This window comes from Hymenobacter persicinus (assembly GCF_004167665.1).
Lineage (GTDB): Bacteria > Bacteroidota > Bacteroidia > Cytophagales > Hymenobacteraceae > Hymenobacter > Hymenobacter persicinus.
Genome location: NZ_SEWE01000017.1, coordinates 28,765 through 47,431 on the forward strand (window position 1 = coordinate 28,765; position 18,667 = coordinate 47,431).

Genomic DNA, 18,667 nt, shown 5'->3' on the forward strand with positions numbered 1-18,667 from the left:
GAAAACAAAAAAGGCCCGCTGCACTGCTGCAGCGGGCCTTTTTTGTTTTCTGCGCCCTGTTACCCGGCCGCGTCGAGCTGCTCCAGGATAAAAGTAATCCGGGTGCCGTCGTAGAAGCGGTAGTGCATTTCGGTGAAGCCGTAGAGGGGGTGAAAGTATAAGTCGAGCGTGTTGCGGCCCAGTCGGCTGTGTTGGCCGACGGCCTCAACCAGCCAGCAGCCGGCCACGTCCCGTTGGCCATAGCGGCGGGTGGTCGGCGCTTGTACCCGGTAGGTGGGTTGAACCGAGCCTTTAAAGTCGCCCCAGCCGCCCAAAATAAACAGCCGGCCGCCGCGCCAGCTGCCACCCGGAGTTAGGTGGGCCGGCTTCACCTGCGGAAACGGCGCTATTTCGGTGTAGGCGTACTGGTTGCTGCGAAACGGGTGCATCCAGATTTCCCGCCGGTTTTCGATAACCCCGGTCACGGTTGTTTTCTGCCACTCGTAGGGCATGGGTGGGCGGCCAGGCTGGCTTTGCGGGTTGGGCCGGGCCGTGAACGTGAGCGAATCGGCGGCGCGGTAGGAATACTGCACGGTGCAGGCCGTCTGCACCCGGGGTTGACCTGCCCAGGGCCGGCCAGACGGCTGCATCGTTATCCGCTCCCGCGAAAGAGTGTCGCCGGTCGGGCTGATGAAAAACGCCTGGTACTGATACGTTCGGCGCGCGTTGAAAATGACCAAGCTGTCGTCAGGACCCGCCGGGGCAGTGGCAGTCAGCAGCGCTAGGGCGCAAGAAACAAGGGGGAGCATAAGTTAGGGAGCCGGCAACGAACCCGGAAGGTTGGCAGGGACGGGAAAATACTTCGTTGGTGGGCGCATGGCGGGGCCGAGTGGGCTGCCGTTGTCACGTCGGCGCCCGGCGCTACCTTTGCGGGCATGGAAACGACCCCCGACCTGCCCGAAATCCTGTATATCTCCGACCCACTCTGCGCTTGGTGCTACGGCATGAGCCCCGTGCTTCAGCGCATTAAAACCGAGTACGCCGGCCGAGTGCAGGTGTCAGTGCTCAGCGGGGGCATGGTGACGGGGGCGGAGGTCGGGCCCATCGGCGAGGTGTGGGCAGATTTGAGCAGCGCCCTGGAGCCGGTGGCCAAGGTGACGGGCGTGGAGTTTGGCGCCGCGTTTCGGGCGCTGGGCGAGGAAGGTCGTCTGGTTCAGAACTCCGAGCCACCCTGCCGGGCCATTGCCATCTTCCGCCAGCTCGACGACGTGCAGCACCGCGCCGTCAGCTTTGCTCACGACGTGCAGCGCGCCTACTTCCACGCCGGCCAGGACCTGAACAATCCGGCCACCTACGAGCCGCTGGTGGCGCGCTACGGCCTCGACGTGGCCGAGTTCCGGCGGCGCTGGGCCTCGGCCGAGGCCGCCCAGGCCACGCAGAAAGAATTTGCGGCCGTGGCCAAACTCGGCGTCAAGGGCTTTCCGACCACGATTCTGCGCGTCGGCAACCAGGGCTACCTGCTGGCCCGGGGCTTCGAGCCCTACGCCCAATTTGCCCGCGGTCTGGAGCAAGCCCTGGCGCAGGCTGGAGAAGAAGCCGGACAGTAGCGGAGCTTAGCCGCCGAAGCCGGGCAGGTGCACCACCTGCTTTTTAAGCGGCGACCAGGCAATGCGCCGCCGGTCTTCCTTGCCCACCAAATACTGAAAGCTGACCGATTTGGGCTGCTTTTTCAGCTCGTCCCAGGTGGGTCGGTCCAGCTCGCCGGGCTGGTAGGCTTCCCGGGCCCCGAGGGCGGGCGTGGAGAAATTCTTGGCGGCAAAAAACTCGTCCATGCGCTTGCGGATAAAGGTTTCTCGCTGGGCTTCGGTGGCGGAGCTGCCGGCCATTTCGTACACCATCGAGGCCTCCAGGTCGGCGGCGCTGAGCATTTCGCGGAAGATAACCTGGCCCCCGGCGTCGGTGATGGTCAGCGTGGCCTCGCCGCCCACCACGGAAGACCCGCGCAGGGCCAGCGTAAACAAATCGGGCGCGGAAAGCGAGGAAAACAGGTGGCGGGCCCGCACTATCTTGAGCGTGTCGGACTGGGCCGTGACGGCCGGCACCCGGGCCGTGTCCATGGGTTCGAGGGCAGCAGCCGAGTCGGCGGGGGCGGTGGTGCCGGCAGTGGTCTGGGCCGAATCGGGGGCGGAGCAGGCGGCCGTGCACAGCAGCAGAGCAGCCAGGGCGGAATAGCGCATCGTCAGCAAAGGTTGGTTGGCCGCAAATACGCAGGCCCGGGGCAAACTGTTGGGCTTGCCGGCCCGGGGCTTACCCGTGGTGCAGCACCAGCATCACGATGAAGGCCGCGCTCAGACACAATGACGACACTTGGTTCATGCGCATGGTGTGGGCAAAGTCGGCCGCGGCCGCATCGTGCCACACGGTCCAGGCCCAGCGCCCGAACAGGTACACCACCGGACCGGTAGCGACCAGGAAAATGAGCAGATTGACCGGCTCCCCGCGCAGCCAGTAGGTGCCCCCCAGCACCGCCGCCCCGAGCAGCAGACCCGCCGCGGCAAACCCAAACGTACCCCGCAGCCCCAGCCACAAACTCAGGGTCAGGTCGCCGCGCTGCCGGTCTTCCTGGTGCTGGTACACCTGAGTGAGCGGGTAGGAGCCGCACAGAAACAGCGTGCTGACCAGCGCCAGCAGCAGGTTGGTGGGTTCCAGCATAACGGCCTTCGGCGCGCCCACGCCCACCTGGGTCATCAGGAAGGTGAAGGCGCCCTGGAACACGACTACCACGAGCGTGCTCAAAAACGGGTATTTCTTGAGGCGGATACCCTCGTAGCTATAGGCCTTGGAAATCAGCAGGTAGATGGCCACCAGCAAAGCGAAAAACGGGCTCAGCAGTGCGGCGCCCAGCACGGCCAGCGCGTCGAACAGCCAGACGAGGTGAATCAGCTCCTCCGATACTTTCGGGGGCTTCTCCAGCCCGCCGATGCTGCCCTCGTCCCGGTCGTAGTAGGAGTTGTAGCCGTTGGAAGCCGGGTAGGCCAGTAGGTGCAACACCACGAACACACCCAGGGCCCGGCCGACATCAATTGGGCCGCGCAGGGCGCTGAGGCCAAACCAGAACACCGGCATCAGGTAAACCGAAAACGGGATGCGCAGCAGGGGCAGCGCCTTTTTGTAGTTGGTAAGCAGCAAGTAGAAAAGAGCAACGAGTGGGAGAGAGGCAACGGCCGCAAAGGTGAGCAAAAGCCGCCACTGCGGGAGCCCCGGTGTTCAGGTGTACGAATTGACTTTCGGCCAGCCTACCAGATAGGTCACCTGCGGACCCCAGGCGTGGCGCGCCCGGCCGGCCTGCCACTGAAAGCGCTGGTCGGGGTCGGCGCGCCGGGCCAGGGCCAGCAGTTGCTCGGGCGGGTAGAGGCGCAGAATGGACACGGTGCCGTCCCAGATGGTAAAGAGCGGAATTAGCGGCACAACATAAGTGAAAAACAGCCGGCTCAGCCGGAAGGGCCGGATAAAGGGCGTAATCAGCAGCTGGGCCACGGGCAGTACGGTCCAGGCCAGCAGGATTTCCAGCCAGTGCTTGCCGGCGCCCTCGAATACGCCGATGCCCGAGTTCTGGCGCACGGCGTCGGCCAGTAAGGCTTCCGCGGCGGCGGGGGCGAAGTGGTGAAAGGCGGAAAAAATCGTGCGAAACCCCGTCAGGGCCGGCGTTACGGCCAGGGCATCCACCGGGGCCGGCTCGAAGTCGATAACCGGGGCGTTGCGCTGGGCCAGGAGCTGCCAGGCGGCGGGCTGGGGGTAGAGGTCGGTGAGCGTGACGCGCAGCTGGTCCAGCTCGGGGTAGCGGCGCAGCGCCAGCGCCACGCCCTCCGTGCCGCCTCCCGCTCCGGCCCCCAGCTCTAGTAGCCGCCGCTGCCCGGTGGCTTGCAACCCTTCGCGCAGCAGCGGCACAATCGGCTGGTAGGTGCGCAGGGCGCTGATCATGAAGCGCAGGTAGTCCATCATGCCCGCCCGGATTACCGACGGAAACCAGGGCAAATCTTCAAACTCAAACAGCTGGAGGCGCAGACGCATGCAATATCAGGGCGTGACGGAAGAAATGGAGCGCAGGTAGCGGCGGTTTAACCAGGGAGTCAGCAGGTAAGCTGCCACCAGCCAGGGCCGGCACACGGCTACGGACCAGGCCAGGCTAACGTCAAGCAGCTCCGACCACGCCGCCCGCAGGTGCAGTACGGGTAACGCGGCTGCCAGGGTTAGGCCCAGCAGCAGCAGGCCGCGCTGCCACACCGGCCAGCGCCGGCCGCGAGTCCGCAGCAGGGTCAGCGTGAGCAGTAGCCCCAGAAAAGCCGGCCAGGAAAAGCGCAGGGCCATGTACGTCAGCAGCAGCAACCCGCCGAGCTCTTCGCCGGGCTCCTGCGTCGGCTCAGCTTGGTCGAAGCCAACCCCCGGCACCAGCGCCAGCAAGGTCCCGACCGATAGGATGAGGACGTATTGCCCCGCCGTGGTCAGCAGCAGGCAACCCAGGGGCCGCCAACGGCGCGGAAGTAGGGGAGGGACAGGAGTCATGGGCCGAGGTGATTTTTTTCGCAGGTTAATCGGCGGGAGCTTGGATTGTAACCTGGTAGTATTAGCTTTGCAATACAAAGTGCTCTGAAAATATGAAGCCAGCTACCGATCCACTAGCCCAACTCACCGAGATTCGCGCCATCATGGAGCGCTCTTCCCGCTTTTTGTCGCTCAGCGGCTTGTCGGGAGTGGGAGCGGGGGTGGTGGCACTGGCCGGCGCGGCCACCGGCCATTGGTACTTGCACACCCACTACGGGGCCCAGGCATTTTTGCGGTTGGTGGAGGGCTCGGCCCAGGAGCGGCAGCAGGCCCTGCCTGCGCTGCTGACGTTGGCGCTGGGCATGATCGGACTGGCGCTGGTGGTGGCGTTTTACTTCACCCGCCGCCGGGCCGCCCAGGACGGCCGCGCCCTCTGGGACGCTCCGGCCCGCCGGCTGCTGCTGAGTCTGGCCGTGCCGCTGACGGCCGGCGGCTTGTTCTGCGTCGGGTTGTATCTTCGCGGCGCGGCATCGTTTGTGATTCCGGGGATGCTGCTGTTTTACGGCTTGGCCCTGCTCAACGCCAGCAAATACACCCTCGACGAAATTCGCCTGCTGGGCCTGACCCAGATCCTGCTGGGCCTAGTGGCCATGCTGCTGCCCGGCTGGGGCCTGATTTTCTTCGCCCTGGGTTTTGGGCTGGGCCACATCGGCTACGGCCTGCTTATGTACAACCGCTACGAAAGGTGAAATAGTGGAGTGGTGAAATGGGGAGTTTGCTGTTCTGACGGTGCCCGCTCCGGCCCGACAGCCGCTCACCCGCTTGCTACCTCACCCGCTCATCCCGCACGACATTGAAACACCTCATCCATACGCTCAATAAGGCTTTCGACAACCGCGTGCGGTTGGGCGTCATGGCGGTGCTCATGGCCAACGAATCAGTGAGCTTCAACGAACTCAAGGAAGCCCTCGACCTGACCGACGGCAACCTCGCCAGCCACGTGTCGGCCCTGGAAAAGGTGGGCTACGTGCTGGTCAGCAAGCAGTTCGTGGGTAAAAAACCTAACACCACCTACCAGGCCTCGAAGGAAGGCAAAACCGCCTTTCAGGACCACCTGACGGCCCTCGAAAAGTTATTGCGCGGCCCCGCGTGATATTTTTTTGCCGATTTACTTTGAAACACAAAGTTCTTTTTAAAAATAAATCATGACTACCTACCCAGTTTCAGCGGCGGCTTGGCCGGCCGCCGCCACGCCCCCGGTGCCCCCGTTTCCGCTCACGGCCCTGCAAAAGCTGCTGCTGCCGGTGGGCGCCATTCTGTTCGACCTGCTGTTCTGGCAGGAACGGGCCGCCCTGAACCTGCTGCTGTACACGGTTTTCGTGGTGGGAGCGGTACTGGCCGGCCTGCCGCGAGCTTCGGCTGCCTGGCGCTCGGGCTACTTCTGGCTGACGCTCCTGGGCACGCTGCTCAGTGCCGGCTTGGTAGCCTACTACGGCTCCGACGCCGCCCGGCTGAGCTGCGTGGCCTCGCTGGCAACCTGGCTGGGCTACGTCAACCAGGCCCACCTGAAGCTGGTCGGCTTTGCCCTGCTCACGGGAGCGGGCAACCTGCGCCCGGCCGCGCGCCGGCTCTGGCAGATGCTGCGGCTGCCGCGCAACGTGGGCGGCCAGGTGAGCCGGGGCTGGTACTACGGTCGGCTGCTGGGCGTGCCCCTAGCGGCGCTGGTATTGTTTCACGTGCTGTTCGTGGTGGCCAACCCCCGCTACGGCGCCCTGAGCAGCCGGTTTCTGGACCTGCTGAGCCAGGCCCTGGAGCAGCTTTTTGCGCGGCTGTCCGTTCCCCACCTGCTGTTTTTTGCCCTGGGTTTGCTGCTGACGGCCGGGGCCATCTTTATCATTCCGGTCCACTTTTTTGCCGACCAGGAGTCGCGCTACGCCGAGTTTGTGCGCCGCAGCCGCGACCGGGTGGCGTCCTTCGCCGTGCGCCGGCCCGATTTCCGCCCCCGGGAGTTTGGGGTGCTGGACCTGCGCCGGGAGTATCTGGTGGCCCTGAGCCTGATCGGGCTGGTCAACGTGCTGCTGCTGGTCGTGAATGCCATTGACATTCGCTGGATCTGGTTTGGCTTCGTGCCCGCCCCGGGCTTCGACCTGACCCAGTTTGTGCACGAGGGCACCTACGTGCTGATTCTGAGTATTCTGCTGGCTATGGGCATTGTGCTGTGGTTTTTCCGCCGCAACCTGAACTTCTACCGGCCGGGACTGCCGACGTTGCGCGGGCTGGCCACGGTGTGGGTGCTGCAGAATGTGGTGCTGGCCGTGTCGGTGGCGCTGCGCAACTACTACTACATCCAGTACACCGGCCTGGCTTATAAGCGCATCGGGGTGTGCGGGTTTCTGCTGCTGACCTTCTTCGGGCTGGCTACGGTGCTGCTCAAAATCTGGCAGCGGCGCTCGGCGTATTCCCTGGTTCGGCTCAACGCCCTGGCCGTTTACGCCGTGCTGCTGCTGGCAGCCGGCAACTGGGAAAGCTGGATTGTGCGCTATAACCTACAGCCCCGCTTCCGCCAAGTCGACTACGGCTTCCTGCTCGACATGCCCGACCGGGTGCTGCCCGAGCTGGCCGCCCGCGAAGCTTCCCTGGCCGGCCGCGACCTAAACCGGGAGGGCGGCCCCGACGTGTGGGTGCCCCTGCCCGAGCTGACGGCCCGGCAGCAGCTGCACGCCCGCATCGTGGGCTTCCAGGCCCAGCAGGCCCGGCGCCACTGGCCCAGCTACACCTGGACCGACTACGAGGCCGCGCAATACTTCGAAACCCACCCCGTCAGCGCCGCCCGCCATGCTCCAGTTCGGAATTAGCCTGCTCATGGTGCTGGTCTGCGCCGGGGGCGTGGCGGTACTGGCCCTGGTGCTGGCCTGGCAGGAGCGGGCCGCCGCCCCCGACGTGCGCCGGCAGCGCCTAGTGGTGCTGGTGCTGCCCGTCGCCAGCGCCGTGCTGGCCCTGCTGCTCGGGGCGGTGTTTCTGCTGCTGCTGATCTGGTCGCCCCAGGGCGCCGAGCTGCTTGCCAGTCGCTGAGCGCATCCTGCTTTTTCCAGTTCGTCTTCTACTTCATTTTGTATGGAAATCAATCGTTCTACGGCCCCGGAGGCCGAAATTACCGCCCTGGGCCGCTGGCTGGCCGGGGCCCAGCAGCTCAAGGATACCATCACCATTCTGGGCATGAACTTCCTGCTGCTGTTCGGCCTGCTGGTCTTTGGGCTGCCCATTCCCGGCCTGGTGCTGTACTTTCTGCGCTGGCGCCTGGTTCGGGGCAAGGGCAGTCGGGCCTACGCCACCCGTCTGTGGGCCTGTAGCCTGGTTCACGAAGTGCTGTGCGCGGCGCTGTTTGCCTCCACCGAACTCAGGGCCGAGCTGCACGAACTGGCCGACTACCTGTGCCTGGGCTACGCGCTGGGCGCGCTGCTGAGCGCAGGCGGCCTGCTGACGACCCTCACCGCCGACTCCACTTCTTACCCCGCTTCCGATGAGCCTGACCCCGCTTAACGAATCTGGGCGCTGGCCCAACGCCGGCCGCAGCCTGAGCGTGCTGGTGGCCGTGGCAGCTGTGCTCTGGCTCTGGGTGCAGCTGCCGGCCTGGTACGCCGCCGGCCACGCCGCCGACGAAACCGGGCAGCGGCTTACTCACTTGGTCTACAACGAGTGGACGGCCCTGGCGCTGGTGGCTGCCGCCAATCTGATTGTAGCCCGGGGGACCACGGCCCCGATGTGGCGGCTGGGGCAGTGCATCGAGCTGCGCGGCATGAAGGGCGCCTTCGTGTTTATTCTGGGGTTGCTGTTTCACCTGCTCGTCGGGGGCTTCGGGGTGGTAGTGCTGGGCCTGACCCTGTTCGACGCGCCCGCCGCCGCGCCCTTTGCGAGCAACTAACGTGCTGCTGCCATGCTCCTGAATTTCGTGCGTCTCGTGCTGCGCCAATGCCCGCCGCTGCTGGGCTGGACGCTGGGCGTAATCGTCTTTGCGCTGCTCAACAGCGGCTTTCACCACGAACTGTGGCCCCACACGCCCCTGGCGCGGCCGGTGTTCATCACCCTGCTCTGGGCCGGCCTGCTCACGCTGCCCTGGCTGGCGGCCCGCGTAGCCTGGCGCCTGGCCGACGCGGTGGCGAGCTTTTTCTGGCAGACGGTGTGGCGGCTGGCGGCGGTGGCCGGCTACGGCGGGGCCGTGCTTTCTTCGGCGGGCGGCGTGGTGGCCATGAGCTTTATGTGGGCCGAGTGGATTTCTTCCCATTAGAGCGGCGGGAACTGCGGCAGTTATGCTATTTTTCAGCCGTTTCCTTGTTCCTTTGGCTTATTGCATCCATGAATATCCTCCAAATCCAGCAGCTGATGCGGCGAGTTACCCCGCGGCTGCTGGGCTGGGCGCTGGGCGGGCTGGTGGGCGTTCTGGTACTCAGTCCCTTCACGCTGGGCTTGTTGTCTGATGAGCAGGTGGCCAGCCGCATGTTTGCTTACCTGGTAGGGCTGTGCCTGCTGCCGCTGCCCTGGATTGGGCCCTACGTAGCCTGGCAGCTAGCCAACCAGGTAACCAGTCCGTTCTGGAAGGCTGGCTGGCGTTTTCTTACCGTGGCAGGCTGCGCCGGAGCGCTGCTGGCGTCCATCGGCATTTACTGGGGAGTCGCGTTTACGCTGGGCTAACACCAACGGTGCGCTGCCCTACCCGGCTGCGGCTAACTCCCGATTCGGCTAAAGGCCCTACTTTCGTTCGTGTCGGGCCGCGGGTAAGCGGTATATTTGCCGGCTAGTTGCCGGGGCTGCGGCCTCACCCGACTCAATTCGCTCCGCATGTCTGCTCCCGAACAGCCCAATTCCACTTCTACCTCCCGCCCCGCGCGCCGCTGGCCCAACCTCGTGTCGCGCACCGTGTGGGCGTTTTTCGTGGTTTTTCTGGGTATTTTTCTGCTCTACCCCATCCTGGTAAAAAGCAATTTCCTGTTTCTGTTCGGCAAGTCGCCGGGCCTGGAAGACCTGGAAAGCCCCCGGGTGGAGCAGGCCTCGGAGCTCTACACCGCCGACGGCGTGCTGCTGGGCAAATACTTCCGCGAAAACCGCGCTCCGGTACCCTACAGCAAGATTTCGCCCCTGCTCATCAAGGCCCTCATTGCCACCGAGGACGTGCGCTTCTACGACCATTCCGGCATCGACCTGACGGCCCTGGCCCGGGCCGTGGCCGGGGGCGGCAAAAACGGCGGCGGTTCCACCCTGAGTCAGCAGCTGGCCAAGAACCTTTACAAAATCCGCCGCGGCGACAAGGGCCTGCTCGGCCATATTCCGCTGGTCAACATCCTCGTCATTAAAACCAAGGAATGGCTGACGGCCGTGGAGCTCGAGCGGCGCTACACCAAGGAGGAAATCCTGAAAATGTACCTGAACACCGTCGAGTTTGGCTCGACGGCCTACGGCATCAAGGTGGCGGCCAAAACCTTCTTCAACACCTCCGCCGACAGCCTCAAGCCCGAGGAGGCGGCCATGCTGGTGGGCGTGCTCAACAACCCCACGGCCTTCAACCCGCGCTTCCATCCCGATGCCGCCCTCAAGCGTCGCAACGTGGTGCTGGAGCGCATGAGCCAGGCCCGGGTGCTGCCCGCCGCCGCCATCGACTCGTTGCAGAAGCTGCCCATCGTGCTGCACTACCGCGTTGAGAAGCACATCGACGGACCCGATACGTACTTCCGCGGGGCCGTGAGCCAGTTTGTGAACAAGTGGTGCGAGGCCAACGGCTACGACATGTACCGCGACGGGCTGAAAATCTATACCACCATCGACTCGCGGATGCAGGCCCACGCCGAAGAAGCCCTGCAGGAGCGCATGAAGCGCCTGCAGCGCGACTTCGACAACTTCTGGCGTAACCGCGGTGGCAACCCCTGGGTGGACGACGAAGGCCACGAAATTCCGGACTTCATCGAAACCCAGATGAAGCGCACCGACCAGTACAAACTGCTGGCCGCGCGCTACAAGGGCCAGCCCGCCCGCCTCGACTCGGCTTTGCACGCCAAGCGGCCCATGAAGGTATTTACCTGGAAGGGCGACGGCGACACCACGCTGGTGCTGTCCCCGCTCGACTCGCTGGCCTACTACAAGCACTTTCTGCACGCGGGTATGATGACCATGGACCCCTTCACGGGCCACGTGAAAGCCTGGGTGGGCGGCATCAACTACCGCTTCTTCAAGTACGACCACGTCAAGCAGGGCCGGCGCCAGGCTGGCTCCACCTTCAAGCCTTTCGTGTACCTGACTGCCCTCGACAACGGCTACACGCCCTGCGACCGAATCCGGGACCAGCGCGTGACTATCAACTACGTCGAGAATGGCAAGCCCATGGAGTGGAAGCCCGACAACGTGACCCGGGAGTACACCGGCATCAACATGACTTTGCGCCACGCCATGGCCCGCTCGGTAAACTCCGTCACGGCCCAGCTCACCGAGAAAGTCGGCTGGGACAACGTGGTCAAGTACGCCCATAAGGTCGGTATCACGAGCCCGCTGCTGTCGGTGCCCAGCATCGGCCTGGGCTCGGGCGGCGACGTGAGCGTGTACGAAATGGTGGATGCCTACAGCACCTTCGTCAACAATGGCTTCCAGAGTGAGCCCCAGTACATTACCCGCATCGAGGACCGCAACGGCAACGTCATCAAGCAGTTTGACCCCAAGCAACGGCGCGCTATTCCGTCGGAAACGGCTTGGCTGATGCTTTACATGCTGCGCGGCGGCATGGACGAGCCCGGGGGCACCTCCCAGGCGCTGTGGGAGTACGAGCTCTGGAAAAAAGACAATCAGATTGGGGGCAAGACCGGCACCACCTCCAACTACTCCGACGGCTGGTACATGGGCGTGACCAAAGACCTCGTGACGGGCGTCTGGGTGGGCGGCGAAGACCGCAGCATTCACTTCCAGGGCTCCCAGCAGGGGGAAGGCGGCCGCATGGCGCTGCCCATCTTCGGGGCCTACATGGAAAAGCTCTACCAGGACAAGGACCTCGACATCACCATGGGCCCCTTCCCGCGGCCGACAACGAAAATCACCAAAAAGTACATCTGCGTGTCGGAGTCGGAGCCGCGGCGCCGCCGGGAAGTGCCCATCGATACCATTGCTACCGACAACCTGCTGGAAAACCTCAACAACGGCGGCGGGGCCTTGCCCGACAGCCTAAAGCTGTAGGCTGAACAACAGGTTTCATTCCATAGAAAAGCCCCGCTGAGCTATTCGGCGGGGCTTTTCTATGAAATTAGGGTTTGAGCCTATGGTTACTCTTCTTCCCCGTAAAACGATTCCAGGGCGCCACGGAGCTCCGGATACTCGAAGCGGAAGCCCTGGTTGAGCACTTTTTGGGCACTCACGCGCTGGGAGCCCAGCACAATTTCGCTCATCTCGCCCATCATCAGCTTCAGGCCAAAGGCGGGCACCTTGGGCAGCACCAATGGGCGGTGCATTACCTCGGCCAGGGTTTCGGTGAATTCTTGGTTCGTGACCGGGTTGGGGGCCACCGCGTTGTAGGTGCCCTGCCACTGCGGCTCCTCGAGCACCTGCATAAACAGCCGGCAGAGGTCGTCGAGGTGAATCCAGGACATAAACTGCTTGCCTGAGCCCAACGGGGCGCCGGCCATCATTTTCACCGTGCGCGCCAGCGGCACCAGGGCGCCGCCTTCGGGGCTGAGCACGATGCCAATGCGCATGAGCACGGTGCGGATGCCCAGCTCCTGCACCCGGCGTCCGGCCTTTTCCCACTGTTGCGACACGTCCACCAGAAAATCGTCGGTGGAAGCGGGCGCGGTGTCTTCCGTGACCAGCGCGTCGCCGCTGTCGCCGTAAATGCCGATGGCCGAGGCCGACAGAAACGTGCGTACGTGCTGGTTGTCTTTGGCCAGTTCACGGGCAATAAGGCTGGTGCCCTGCAGGCGGCTGGTCAGAATCTCGTGCTTCCGCTCCCGGGTCCACTTGCCGTCCGATACGCTGGAGCCGGCTAGGTTAATGATGTAGTCGGCGTAGGGCACGGCGGCCTCGTCGATGGTGCCGGTGGCGGGGTCCCAGCGGAAACTACGGTAGCGGCTCTGGCTGGGGTGCCGACTCAGGATGGCCACCTCGTAGCCGGCATCGATGAGCATATCCGCGAGGCGGGTACCAATCAGGCCGGTACCACCGGTAATGAGGACTTTGCGGGACATGGAAAGAACAGCGGAAGCGCGTGGGTGGGTTGCGGATGGGGAAGAGGCAAAACGGGCTGCAAGCTAACAGCTACCAGCCAAATAGCGACGGGGCTACTTCCCGATCTGGCGCAGAAACTCCGCCCGCAGGGCCGGGTCCGTGGCGAAGGCGCCGCCGTATTCGGCCGTGAGCGTGCTGCTGCCCGTGTCGTTGACGCCCCGGCTCATCACGCACAGGTGGTCGGCCTCGATGAGCACGGCCACGCTGTCGGTGTGCAGGGTTTGCTTGAGCTCCTCGGCAATCTGGCGGGTGAGGCGCTCCTGTACCTGGGGCCGGCGGGCGTAGTACTGCACCACCCGGTTGAGCTTCGACAGACCCACCACGTGTTCCCCGGGCAGATAAGCCACGTGGGCCTTGCCCATAATAGGAACGAAGTGGTGCTCACAGCACGAAAACACGGTAATGTCGCGCTCCACGAGCAGCTGCTGGTAGCCGTAGCGGTTGTCGAAGAGTCGCACGTCGGGTCGGTGTTTGGGGTCGAGGCCCTTAAACCACTCCTGCACGTACATTTTCGCCACCCGGCGCGGGGTACCCTGCAGGCTGTCGTCGGTCAGGTCGAGGCCCAGCAGCAGCATGATTTCGCGGAAATGCTCGGCAATGCCGGCAATCTTGGCCTCGTCGGTCAGGGCGAAAGCGTCGGGGCGCAGCGGGGTGCGCAGCCCGGCGGAGAGGTGAGTATCGGGAAGGCCGGAGCCGTCGGGGGCAGCCGCCGCAGAGTTATCCATGGTATTCTACAAAATTACGGTCCGTCTCGTACAGCGTGACCGACAAGGCAAAGCGGGGCTCCAAGTGAGCCCGCAGCCGGTTCCAGATGACAACAGCAATATTCTCGGCCGTGGGGTTCAGGTCGCGAAATTCGTCGGTGTCGAGGTTGAGGTTCCGGTGGTCAAAGGTATCCAGAATCTCGCGCTTGATCAGGTCGCTGAGCTGTTTGAGGTCGTACACGTAGCCAGTGGCCGGGTCTACCTCGCCGGTGAGGCGGACGGTAAGCTCGTAGTTATGGCCGTGATAGTGAGGGTTGTTGCACTTACCGAACACGCGCTGGTTGTGTTCGTCGCTCCACAAGGGATTGTGCAAACGGTGCGCGGCGTTGAAGTGCTCTTTTCGGCAGACGGTGATGGGCATAGTCAGACTGGAACCGGGTGGAGGTGGTTTTGTTGCTGGGGGTAAATGCCTTATATAGGGCGTAGTCACTGATTTCTAGAGCAATAATTTGGATGCACGAGTGTTTGTTGCAGAAAATTTATATAGTGTATAACTAATTTAATAAAAACCCGACTTCTTAAAAAAAATCAATCGGCGGGTGTATCAACATCAAGCGAGTCTGGTTAAATTTGGTGAGCCAGTCAGCCCACGATAGTGCTGGCCTTTTCTTTTGTAAACTCTTTCTTTTCAACCTTTTCATTGCAATATGAAACCAGGTGTACTTCTCTCCCTACTGTTGGTGTGTGTAATGACGGTGACGGGCTACGCCCAAAAGTCGCCCGTAGACGAGACGGACATGGCCATCAAGGGCATTCCCCGCAAAGGCCAACGCGTTACGATTCAGCTGGATAGCAAACGCGTCGATGATTCGTGGCAGAAACAGCTGAGCGAAAAGTTCGGCAGCAAATTCAAAGCCGATAAAGGTGTCTACACCATGGACGGCGTGGTTATCGAAGACATTTCGAAAACCCCTATCCGCGTTATCAGCAAAGTGGACGCCACGCCAACCGGTACCACCGTATGGTGGTCGATTGACTTGGGCAACGCCTACCTGAGCAAAGATGCCACGCCGGTGCAGTGGAAGTCGTCGGAGAAGTACCTGAAGGACTTCGCCCGCATGCTCTACCGCGAAGACTTGGCCGTGCAGGTTGCCGAAGCCGAAAAAGCGCTGGTATCGTCGCAAAACAACCACATGGCTGTTATCTCGAAGGCTGACGCCATCAAGAAGGACATTGAGAAGAACAAGCTCAAGAAGCAGGAAATTCAGCAGCAGCTGGCCGCTAACGCCGCCGAACTGCTCCAGTACAACAACCTGATTGACATGAACCTCAAGGAGCAGGAAGCTGCCCGCGCCGACATTGTCAACATGCGCGTAGCCCTGGAAGCCGTGAAGGACCGCATGAACAAGATTGAGTAGTACTGCCCCGCTACCCAACAAAAAAGCCCCGCCAGCACTGGCGGGGCTTTTTTGCGTTTAAGCCGGCTGGGTTGTTACTGCATGGCCGCCCGGACCTGCTGCTGGACAAACTTTTCATCCTTCCAGCCTACAATGCGCACCTCGCCGGGGGTGCCGCGGTGCTGAAACCAGAGCCGCAAAACTTCCTTGGCAGCCGGATAATGCTGCAGAAATTCGGCCCAGGTGGTGGTTTCGGGCAGAATCTGCTGGCTGGGCCGGGCCGGAATGGCTAGCACCACCTGTTCGAGTAGGCCGGCCTCGTCGAGCAGCAGCATGCCGATGGGCAGCACTTCGAGCACCGTACCCGCGGGCTGGCTTTCGGCCAGCACCAGCACGCCCAGGGGCCGGCCCGCCGGAAAGCCGGGGGCCGGTGCCGTGCGCGTGCCGGGCACGAAGCCGAAGTTGCCGGGGTAGGGCAGAAACTCTACCTGCCGGTCCTGACCCGCGCGCTGAATGCGCCGAAACTCCTTCGTGGCCGGGTCATACACCTGCTCGTGGTTGGTGCCGGCCGGAATTTCGACCACGACCTGCAGCAGCTTACGCTCCGCCGAAAAGGTCGGCAGCTGGGCGTAATCGGTCTGGCAGCCGACTACGCCCAACAGAGAGCCAACAAGCACGAAAGCAGCGCGGGGAAAGCGCATAGCGAGGACGAAATTATTGAGCCAATTGCTCGTTGAGCAGGCGGAACGGGTTCAGCTGGTTGAGCTTGAGCACGAAGCGGATGCGGTCCGTGAAGTCCTTACGGCCGCTGGGCAAGCCGTTTTCGTACATCGAGCCCGCCACGGGCAGATAAAGCTGGAGCACGTTTGGAATCACGGGCACCACCAGGCCCGCATCGTAGAAGATGTGCTGAGCCTGGGTTTTGCCGTTGGCCAAGGCGAAATACTCCCGGGTAGCACCTAGGTCGGCAAACAGGCTCAGGCCGGTTACCGGCAGGTCGGCCTGCACGTTGAGGGTACTCATCCAGCGCTGGCTGAACACGCCGCCCTGACCGCTTTGCAGCGGCATGTAGCCTTTGAAGGCGCCATCCCGGTCGTCGGTCTGGTGCACCTGGGCCGTGTAGGCATCCGAAATCTGCTGACGGTCCAGGAAGGCCGTCTGGCGGCGGTAGTCGGGGCTGCCGCTCAGGCCCATTACAAAGCCGCTGCTGTCGTTTTGCAGGAAGCGGCCCCCGAACAGGCGCACCGAAATCTTCTTCTTGCGGGCGTAATAGCGCTGGTAGTTGGCCGCGGCCCGCAGCAGCACGGCATTGCGCGAGCCGGTTTCCTGGGCAATAGAGGACGTGAGCTGGTTGAGTTCCACGTGGGCGCCCCAAGTTTGCAGGGCATTGCCGGCCTTGACTTCGTACTCCAAGGTCTGAATGCTGGAAGTTTGCCCGAAGTCCTGGTTTTTAATGGCCGTGTTGGCAATCTTAATCATGTGCTGGGGCCGGTCAAAGGCGGACTTGGGCAGCAGGAACGTGATGCTGGGCTCCACCTTGCGGTACCGCTCGAAGCGCTGCACCGTCAGGCCGGTTACGATCTGGCGGGCCACCGAGCCGGGCAGCACGTTCACGTTGACCGTGGCCACGCCGTTGAGCTCCCTCTGGTTGAAGCTGTACATCGGCATGAGCAGGTAATTCAGGTTTTTATTCACCAGCGGGCTGTTGTAGAAGGCCGCGCCGAGCATGAACTTGTCGGAGGTGTTGGCCCCCAGTACTGGCGCCCAGTTCAGGGTGCTCCGGTCCCAGCGCTCCACGCTGGCTAGGGGCTTGATCTGTAGCTTCTCGAAGCCGCGGAAGGCCCCGCTAACCTTCATCCGGTCGTCGCGGCGGTTTAGCTCGGGCGTCAGATAAGCGGCGTCCACCACCACTGCGGCCACGCCCGCGCGGCGGAAGTCGAGCTGGGTTTCGTCTTCGCCGTCTTCAATGCCAATCAGCGGGGTCCACTGGGTTTCGAGGATTTTACCCTGAGCGTCCACGGTGGAAACCGGCACGGCAAACGGAGCCGGGGAGTCGTTGCGGATCAGCACCTTCACCTGGCTGTCGGTTACCTGCATATCCGACACGGCCGCGTCGTAGTGGGCCGTACCCTGGAGCATGTCCTTGAAAAACCAGTCCAGCTTCTGCCCCGTCGATTCCTCGAACACGGCCTGCATGTCCTCGGGGTAGGGGTGCTTAAACTGCCACTTGTCGTAGTAGGCGTGCATGGCCTTGTCGAACGTGTCCTGGCCTAGGTAGCCGGCCAGGTACTTCAGCAGGGCCGCCGTTTTGCCGTACATGATGAAGCCGTAGTTCAGCATGCCGTAGTCGGCGGAGGTGACGCCGCTCACGGGCTGGTCGAGGCCGCGGCTGGCGACCATCTGGTAGGGCAGCTGGTTCAGGGCCGAAGCATTGAGTCCGTCAATCCCAATCAGGCCCGCCACGGTCTTGGACTTGAGCACCATGCTGAAGTCGCCGGCCAGCGAGTCGGTGCGGGAAGCCACGCGGTTTTCCACGTAGGAGTTCACGCCCTCGTCCATCCAGCCGAAGTCCCGCTCGTTGGAGCCCAGAATACCGTAGAACCAGTTGTGGCCCACTTCGTGAATAATGGCCGAGGGCATCGTCACGGTCACCATCGGGTATTCCATGCCCGAGCCGGCGCTCAGGGCGCCATCCACGGCCGTAGCGGCGGAGTAAGGGTATTCGCCCACCCACTGCGAGTAGTACGTCACGGCCTCGTTCACTTCCTGCAGGCCTTTCACCCACTTCAGCGCGTCAGAGTTGGTGAACAGCACCCAGGTGGTCACGGCCCGGCCCGAAGGCAGCGTGACGCCGCTTTTGAGCACGTTGAAGCGCTTGTCGGCAAACCAGGCGAAGTCGTGCACGCGGTCCTGCTGGTAGCGCAGGGTTTTGGTTTCAGGAGCCGAGGCCGGGAATTTCAGGTCGGTGCCGAAGTCGGCCTCGGTCTTTTTCAGGGCCGTGGCCGCCGCTAGTTGGTCCATGCGCTGGAGCTCGTCGGGGTTTTGCAGTACGCCGGTGGCGCCCACAGTGTAGTTGGCGGGCAGGGTGATGCGCACGTCAAACGAGCCAAACTCGGAGTAGAACTCGCCCTGGTCGAGGTAGGGCATTGGGTGCCAGCCCTTCTGGTCGTAAACGGCCGGCTTGGGGTACCACTGCGAAATCTGGTAGGACTGCCCCACGTGGCCGAAGCGGGAAAAGGAGTCCGGAATTTTCACCCGGAAGGGCGTAGTGATGGTGGCCTTGGCGCCCGGGGCCAGGGGCTGGGGCAAAATCAGCTTGGCAATGTCGGGGTTCTGCGGGTCGTAGCTGAGCTGGGCTGGCTGGCCGTTGACCTTGAAGTCGAGCTGGTCGATAAAGCCGCGCTGCTCGGGCTTGGCAAACTGAAACTTGCGCTTACCGTTGCGCAGCTGCTGCTTGGCAAAGGCCGTGGAGTTGTTTTTGTAGGCGTTGGGCCAGAGGTGAAACCAGACGAAGGTGAGCTGGTCGGGCGAGTGGTTGGTATACTGGATTTCCTCGGTGCCGGTCAGCAGCTGCTGCTGGTCGTCGAGGGTCACGTCAATCGAATAATTGGCTTCCTGTTGCCAATACCCGGTGCGGGCAGTGGCCTGCGCCTGGCTGAGCAGGGGCAGGGCGGCCAGCACCAAGCCAGCGAAGAATTTTTTCATGTAAGAGAATCAGGTAAAACAAAAGCGCAGCGAAAGTACGTTTTCGGCCCGGAAAAGCTGCGGTATGGATAACCCTGGTTGGGGCCG

At 63.0% G+C, this 18,667-nt stretch carries 21 protein-coding genes; 11 read left to right on the forward strand and 10 right to left on the reverse strand.

From position 1 onward, the window contains the following. Positions 1-59: 59 nt before the first annotated feature. Positions 60-788 carry a hypothetical protein gene (locus tag EWM57_RS09925; RefSeq protein WP_129920990.1) on the reverse strand — a complete coding sequence of 243 codons (729 nt, stop codon included), beginning with the start codon at positions 786-788 and terminating at the stop codon, positions 60-62. A gap of 126 nt (positions 789-914) precedes the next feature. Here EWM57_RS09925 and EWM57_RS09930 point away from each other — a divergent pair, with 126 nt between their 5' ends. After that, positions 915-1,586 carry a DsbA family protein gene (locus EWM57_RS09930; RefSeq protein ID WP_129920991.1) on the forward strand — a complete coding sequence of 224 codons (672 nt, stop codon included), beginning with the start codon at positions 915-917 and terminating at the stop codon, positions 1,584-1,586. A gap of 6 nt (positions 1,587-1,592) precedes the next feature. Here EWM57_RS09930 and EWM57_RS21790 read toward each other — a convergent pair whose 3' ends face one another. The 4 genes from EWM57_RS21790 to EWM57_RS09950 form a co-directional block, all read right to left on the reverse strand. Continuing rightward, on the reverse strand, positions 1,593-2,216 hold the full coding sequence (locus tag EWM57_RS21790; protein ID WP_129920992.1) for a hypothetical protein: 624 nt from the start codon (positions 2,214-2,216) through the stop codon (positions 1,593-1,595). Between the two features lie 70 nt (positions 2,217-2,286). Then, positions 2,287-3,168 (reverse strand): UbiA family prenyltransferase, encoded by an 882-nt coding sequence (locus EWM57_RS09940; protein ID WP_129920993.1) that lies wholly within the window; start codon positions 3,166-3,168, stop codon positions 2,287-2,289. 78 nt (positions 3,169-3,246) lie between these two features. Beyond that, the gene (locus EWM57_RS09945) at positions 3,247-4,050 is read right to left on the reverse strand and encodes a class I SAM-dependent methyltransferase (protein WP_129920994.1); all 804 of its coding nucleotides are present in this window, start codon (positions 4,048-4,050) and stop codon (positions 3,247-3,249) included. A gap of 6 nt (positions 4,051-4,056) precedes the next feature. Then, positions 4,057-4,542: a hypothetical protein gene (locus EWM57_RS09950; RefSeq protein WP_129920995.1), complete on the reverse strand. Its 486-nt coding sequence runs from the start codon at positions 4,540-4,542 to the stop codon at positions 4,057-4,059. A 92-nt stretch (positions 4,543-4,634) separates the two neighbouring features. Between EWM57_RS09950 and EWM57_RS09955 the strand changes: the two genes are divergently transcribed. From EWM57_RS09955 to EWM57_RS09995, 9 genes are all read left to right on the forward strand, one after another. Next, a complete protein-coding gene (locus EWM57_RS09955) occupies positions 4,635-5,270 on the forward strand; it encodes a hypothetical protein (RefSeq protein WP_129920996.1) in 636 nt (211 codons plus the stop codon). Positions 5,271-5,374: 104 nt separating this feature from the next. Then, on the forward strand, positions 5,375-5,674 hold the full coding sequence (locus EWM57_RS09960; RefSeq protein ID WP_129920997.1) for a winged helix-turn-helix domain-containing protein: 300 nt from the start codon (positions 5,375-5,377) through the stop codon (positions 5,672-5,674). Between the two features lie 52 nt (positions 5,675-5,726). Beyond that, complete coding sequence (locus tag EWM57_RS09965) at positions 5,727-7,376, forward strand: DUF4153 domain-containing protein (protein ID WP_129920998.1); 1,650 nt, start codon at positions 5,727-5,729, stop codon at positions 7,374-7,376. Then, positions 7,357-7,593 carry a hypothetical protein gene (locus EWM57_RS09970; RefSeq protein WP_129920999.1) on the forward strand — a complete coding sequence of 79 codons (237 nt, stop codon included), beginning with the start codon at positions 7,357-7,359 and terminating at the stop codon, positions 7,591-7,593. The genes EWM57_RS09965 and EWM57_RS09970 overlap by 20 nt, the downstream gene beginning before the upstream one ends. Before the next feature lie 42 nt (positions 7,594-7,635). Next, on the forward strand, positions 7,636-8,061 hold the full coding sequence (locus tag EWM57_RS09975) for a hypothetical protein (RefSeq protein WP_129921000.1): 426 nt from the start codon (positions 7,636-7,638) through the stop codon (positions 8,059-8,061). After that, positions 8,042-8,443 carry a hypothetical protein gene (locus tag EWM57_RS09980; protein WP_129921001.1) on the forward strand — a complete coding sequence of 134 codons (402 nt, stop codon included), beginning with the start codon at positions 8,042-8,044 and terminating at the stop codon, positions 8,441-8,443. The genes EWM57_RS09975 and EWM57_RS09980 overlap by 20 nt, the downstream gene beginning before the upstream one ends. 12 nt (positions 8,444-8,455) lie before the next feature. Further along, entirely contained in the window at positions 8,456-8,806 is a 351-nt protein-coding gene (locus tag EWM57_RS09985; protein WP_129921002.1) for a hypothetical protein, read from the forward strand. 68 nt (positions 8,807-8,874) lie between these two features. After that, a complete protein-coding gene (locus tag EWM57_RS09990; protein WP_129921003.1) occupies positions 8,875-9,210 on the forward strand; it encodes a hypothetical protein in 336 nt (111 codons plus the stop codon). Positions 9,211-9,357: 147 nt separating this feature from the next. Then, positions 9,358-11,730 carry a transglycosylase domain-containing protein gene (locus EWM57_RS09995; RefSeq protein ID WP_242510034.1) on the forward strand — a complete coding sequence of 791 codons (2,373 nt, stop codon included), beginning with the start codon at positions 9,358-9,360 and terminating at the stop codon, positions 11,728-11,730. An 86-nt stretch (positions 11,731-11,816) separates the two neighbouring features. Here the strand turns inward: EWM57_RS09995 and EWM57_RS10000 are convergent, their stop codons facing one another. The 3 genes from EWM57_RS10000 to EWM57_RS10010 form a co-directional block, all read right to left on the reverse strand. Further along, positions 11,817-12,734 carry a TIGR01777 family oxidoreductase gene (locus tag EWM57_RS10000; RefSeq protein ID WP_129921004.1) on the reverse strand — a complete coding sequence of 306 codons (918 nt, stop codon included), beginning with the start codon at positions 12,732-12,734 and terminating at the stop codon, positions 11,817-11,819. Between the two features lie 93 nt (positions 12,735-12,827). Beyond that, the gene (folE, locus tag EWM57_RS10005) at positions 12,828-13,499 is read right to left on the reverse strand and encodes a GTP cyclohydrolase I FolE (protein ID WP_129921005.1); all 672 of its coding nucleotides are present in this window, start codon (positions 13,497-13,499) and stop codon (positions 12,828-12,830) included. Continuing rightward, entirely contained in the window at positions 13,492-13,899 is a 408-nt protein-coding gene (locus EWM57_RS10010) for a 6-pyruvoyl trahydropterin synthase family protein (RefSeq protein ID WP_129921006.1), read from the reverse strand. Before EWM57_RS10010 ends, folE begins: the two co-directional genes overlap by 8 nt. Before the next feature lie 286 nt (positions 13,900-14,185). Between EWM57_RS10010 and EWM57_RS10015 the strand changes: the two genes are divergently transcribed. Beyond that, the gene (locus EWM57_RS10015) at positions 14,186-14,896 is read left to right on the forward strand and encodes a hypothetical protein (RefSeq protein WP_129921007.1); all 711 of its coding nucleotides are present in this window, start codon (positions 14,186-14,188) and stop codon (positions 14,894-14,896) included. A 74-nt stretch (positions 14,897-14,970) separates the two neighbouring features. On the opposite strand, the gene EWM57_RS10020 is transcribed toward EWM57_RS10015, so the two are convergent. Further along, positions 14,971-15,576 (reverse strand): inorganic diphosphatase, encoded by a 606-nt coding sequence (locus tag EWM57_RS10020; RefSeq protein ID WP_129921008.1) that lies wholly within the window; start codon positions 15,574-15,576, stop codon positions 14,971-14,973. A 13-nt stretch (positions 15,577-15,589) separates the two neighbouring features. Beyond that, a complete protein-coding gene (locus EWM57_RS10025) occupies positions 15,590-18,580 on the reverse strand; it encodes a M1 family metallopeptidase (protein WP_129921009.1) in 2,991 nt (996 codons plus the stop codon). Positions 18,581-18,667 lie beyond the last annotated feature (87 nt).

Excerpts from the sequence above, each read along its gene's own strand:
- EWM57_RS09925 (WP_129920990.1), bottom strand. The coding sequence starts at position 788 with ATGCTCCCCCTTGTTTCTTGCGCCCTAGCGCTGCTGACTGCCACTGCC.
- EWM57_RS09930 (WP_129920991.1), top strand. The coding sequence starts at position 915 with ATGGAAACGACCCCCGACCTGCCCGAAATCCTGTATATCTCCGACCCA.
- EWM57_RS21790 (WP_129920992.1), bottom strand. The coding sequence starts at position 2,216 with ATGCGCTATTCCGCCCTGGCTGCTCTGCTGCTGTGCACGGCCGCCTGC.
- EWM57_RS09945 (WP_129920994.1), bottom strand. The coding sequence starts at position 4,050 with ATGCGTCTGCGCCTCCAGCTGTTTGAGTTTGAAGATTTGCCCTGGTTT.
- EWM57_RS09950 (WP_129920995.1), bottom strand. The coding sequence starts at position 4,542 with ATGACTCCTGTCCCTCCCCTACTTCCGCGCCGTTGGCGGCCCCTGGGT.
- EWM57_RS09955 (WP_129920996.1), top strand. The coding sequence starts at position 4,635 with ATGAAGCCAGCTACCGATCCACTAGCCCAACTCACCGAGATTCGCGCC.
- EWM57_RS09965 (WP_129920998.1), top strand. The coding sequence starts at position 5,727 with ATGACTACCTACCCAGTTTCAGCGGCGGCTTGGCCGGCCGCCGCCACG.
- EWM57_RS09970 (WP_129920999.1), top strand. The coding sequence starts at position 7,357 with ATGCTCCAGTTCGGAATTAGCCTGCTCATGGTGCTGGTCTGCGCCGGG.
- EWM57_RS09975 (WP_129921000.1), top strand. The coding sequence starts at position 7,636 with ATGGAAATCAATCGTTCTACGGCCCCGGAGGCCGAAATTACCGCCCTG.
- EWM57_RS09980 (WP_129921001.1), top strand. The coding sequence starts at position 8,042 with ATGAGCCTGACCCCGCTTAACGAATCTGGGCGCTGGCCCAACGCCGGC.
- EWM57_RS09985 (WP_129921002.1), top strand. The coding sequence starts at position 8,456 with ATGCTCCTGAATTTCGTGCGTCTCGTGCTGCGCCAATGCCCGCCGCTG.
- EWM57_RS09990 (WP_129921003.1), top strand. The coding sequence starts at position 8,875 with ATGAATATCCTCCAAATCCAGCAGCTGATGCGGCGAGTTACCCCGCGG.
- EWM57_RS09995 (WP_242510034.1), top strand. The coding sequence starts at position 9,358 with ATGTCTGCTCCCGAACAGCCCAATTCCACTTCTACCTCCCGCCCCGCG.
- EWM57_RS10000 (WP_129921004.1), bottom strand. The coding sequence starts at position 12,734 with ATGTCCCGCAAAGTCCTCATTACCGGTGGTACCGGCCTGATTGGTACC.
- folE (WP_129921005.1), bottom strand. The coding sequence starts at position 13,499 with ATGGATAACTCTGCGGCGGCTGCCCCCGACGGCTCCGGCCTTCCCGAT.
- EWM57_RS10010 (WP_129921006.1), bottom strand. The coding sequence starts at position 13,899 with ATGCCCATCACCGTCTGCCGAAAAGAGCACTTCAACGCCGCGCACCGT.
- EWM57_RS10015 (WP_129921007.1), top strand. The coding sequence starts at position 14,186 with ATGAAACCAGGTGTACTTCTCTCCCTACTGTTGGTGTGTGTAATGACG.
- EWM57_RS10020 (WP_129921008.1), bottom strand. The coding sequence starts at position 15,576 with ATGCGCTTTCCCCGCGCTGCTTTCGTGCTTGTTGGCTCTCTGTTGGGC.
- EWM57_RS10025 (WP_129921009.1), bottom strand. The coding sequence starts at position 18,580 with ATGAAAAAATTCTTCGCTGGCTTGGTGCTGGCCGCCCTGCCCCTGCTC.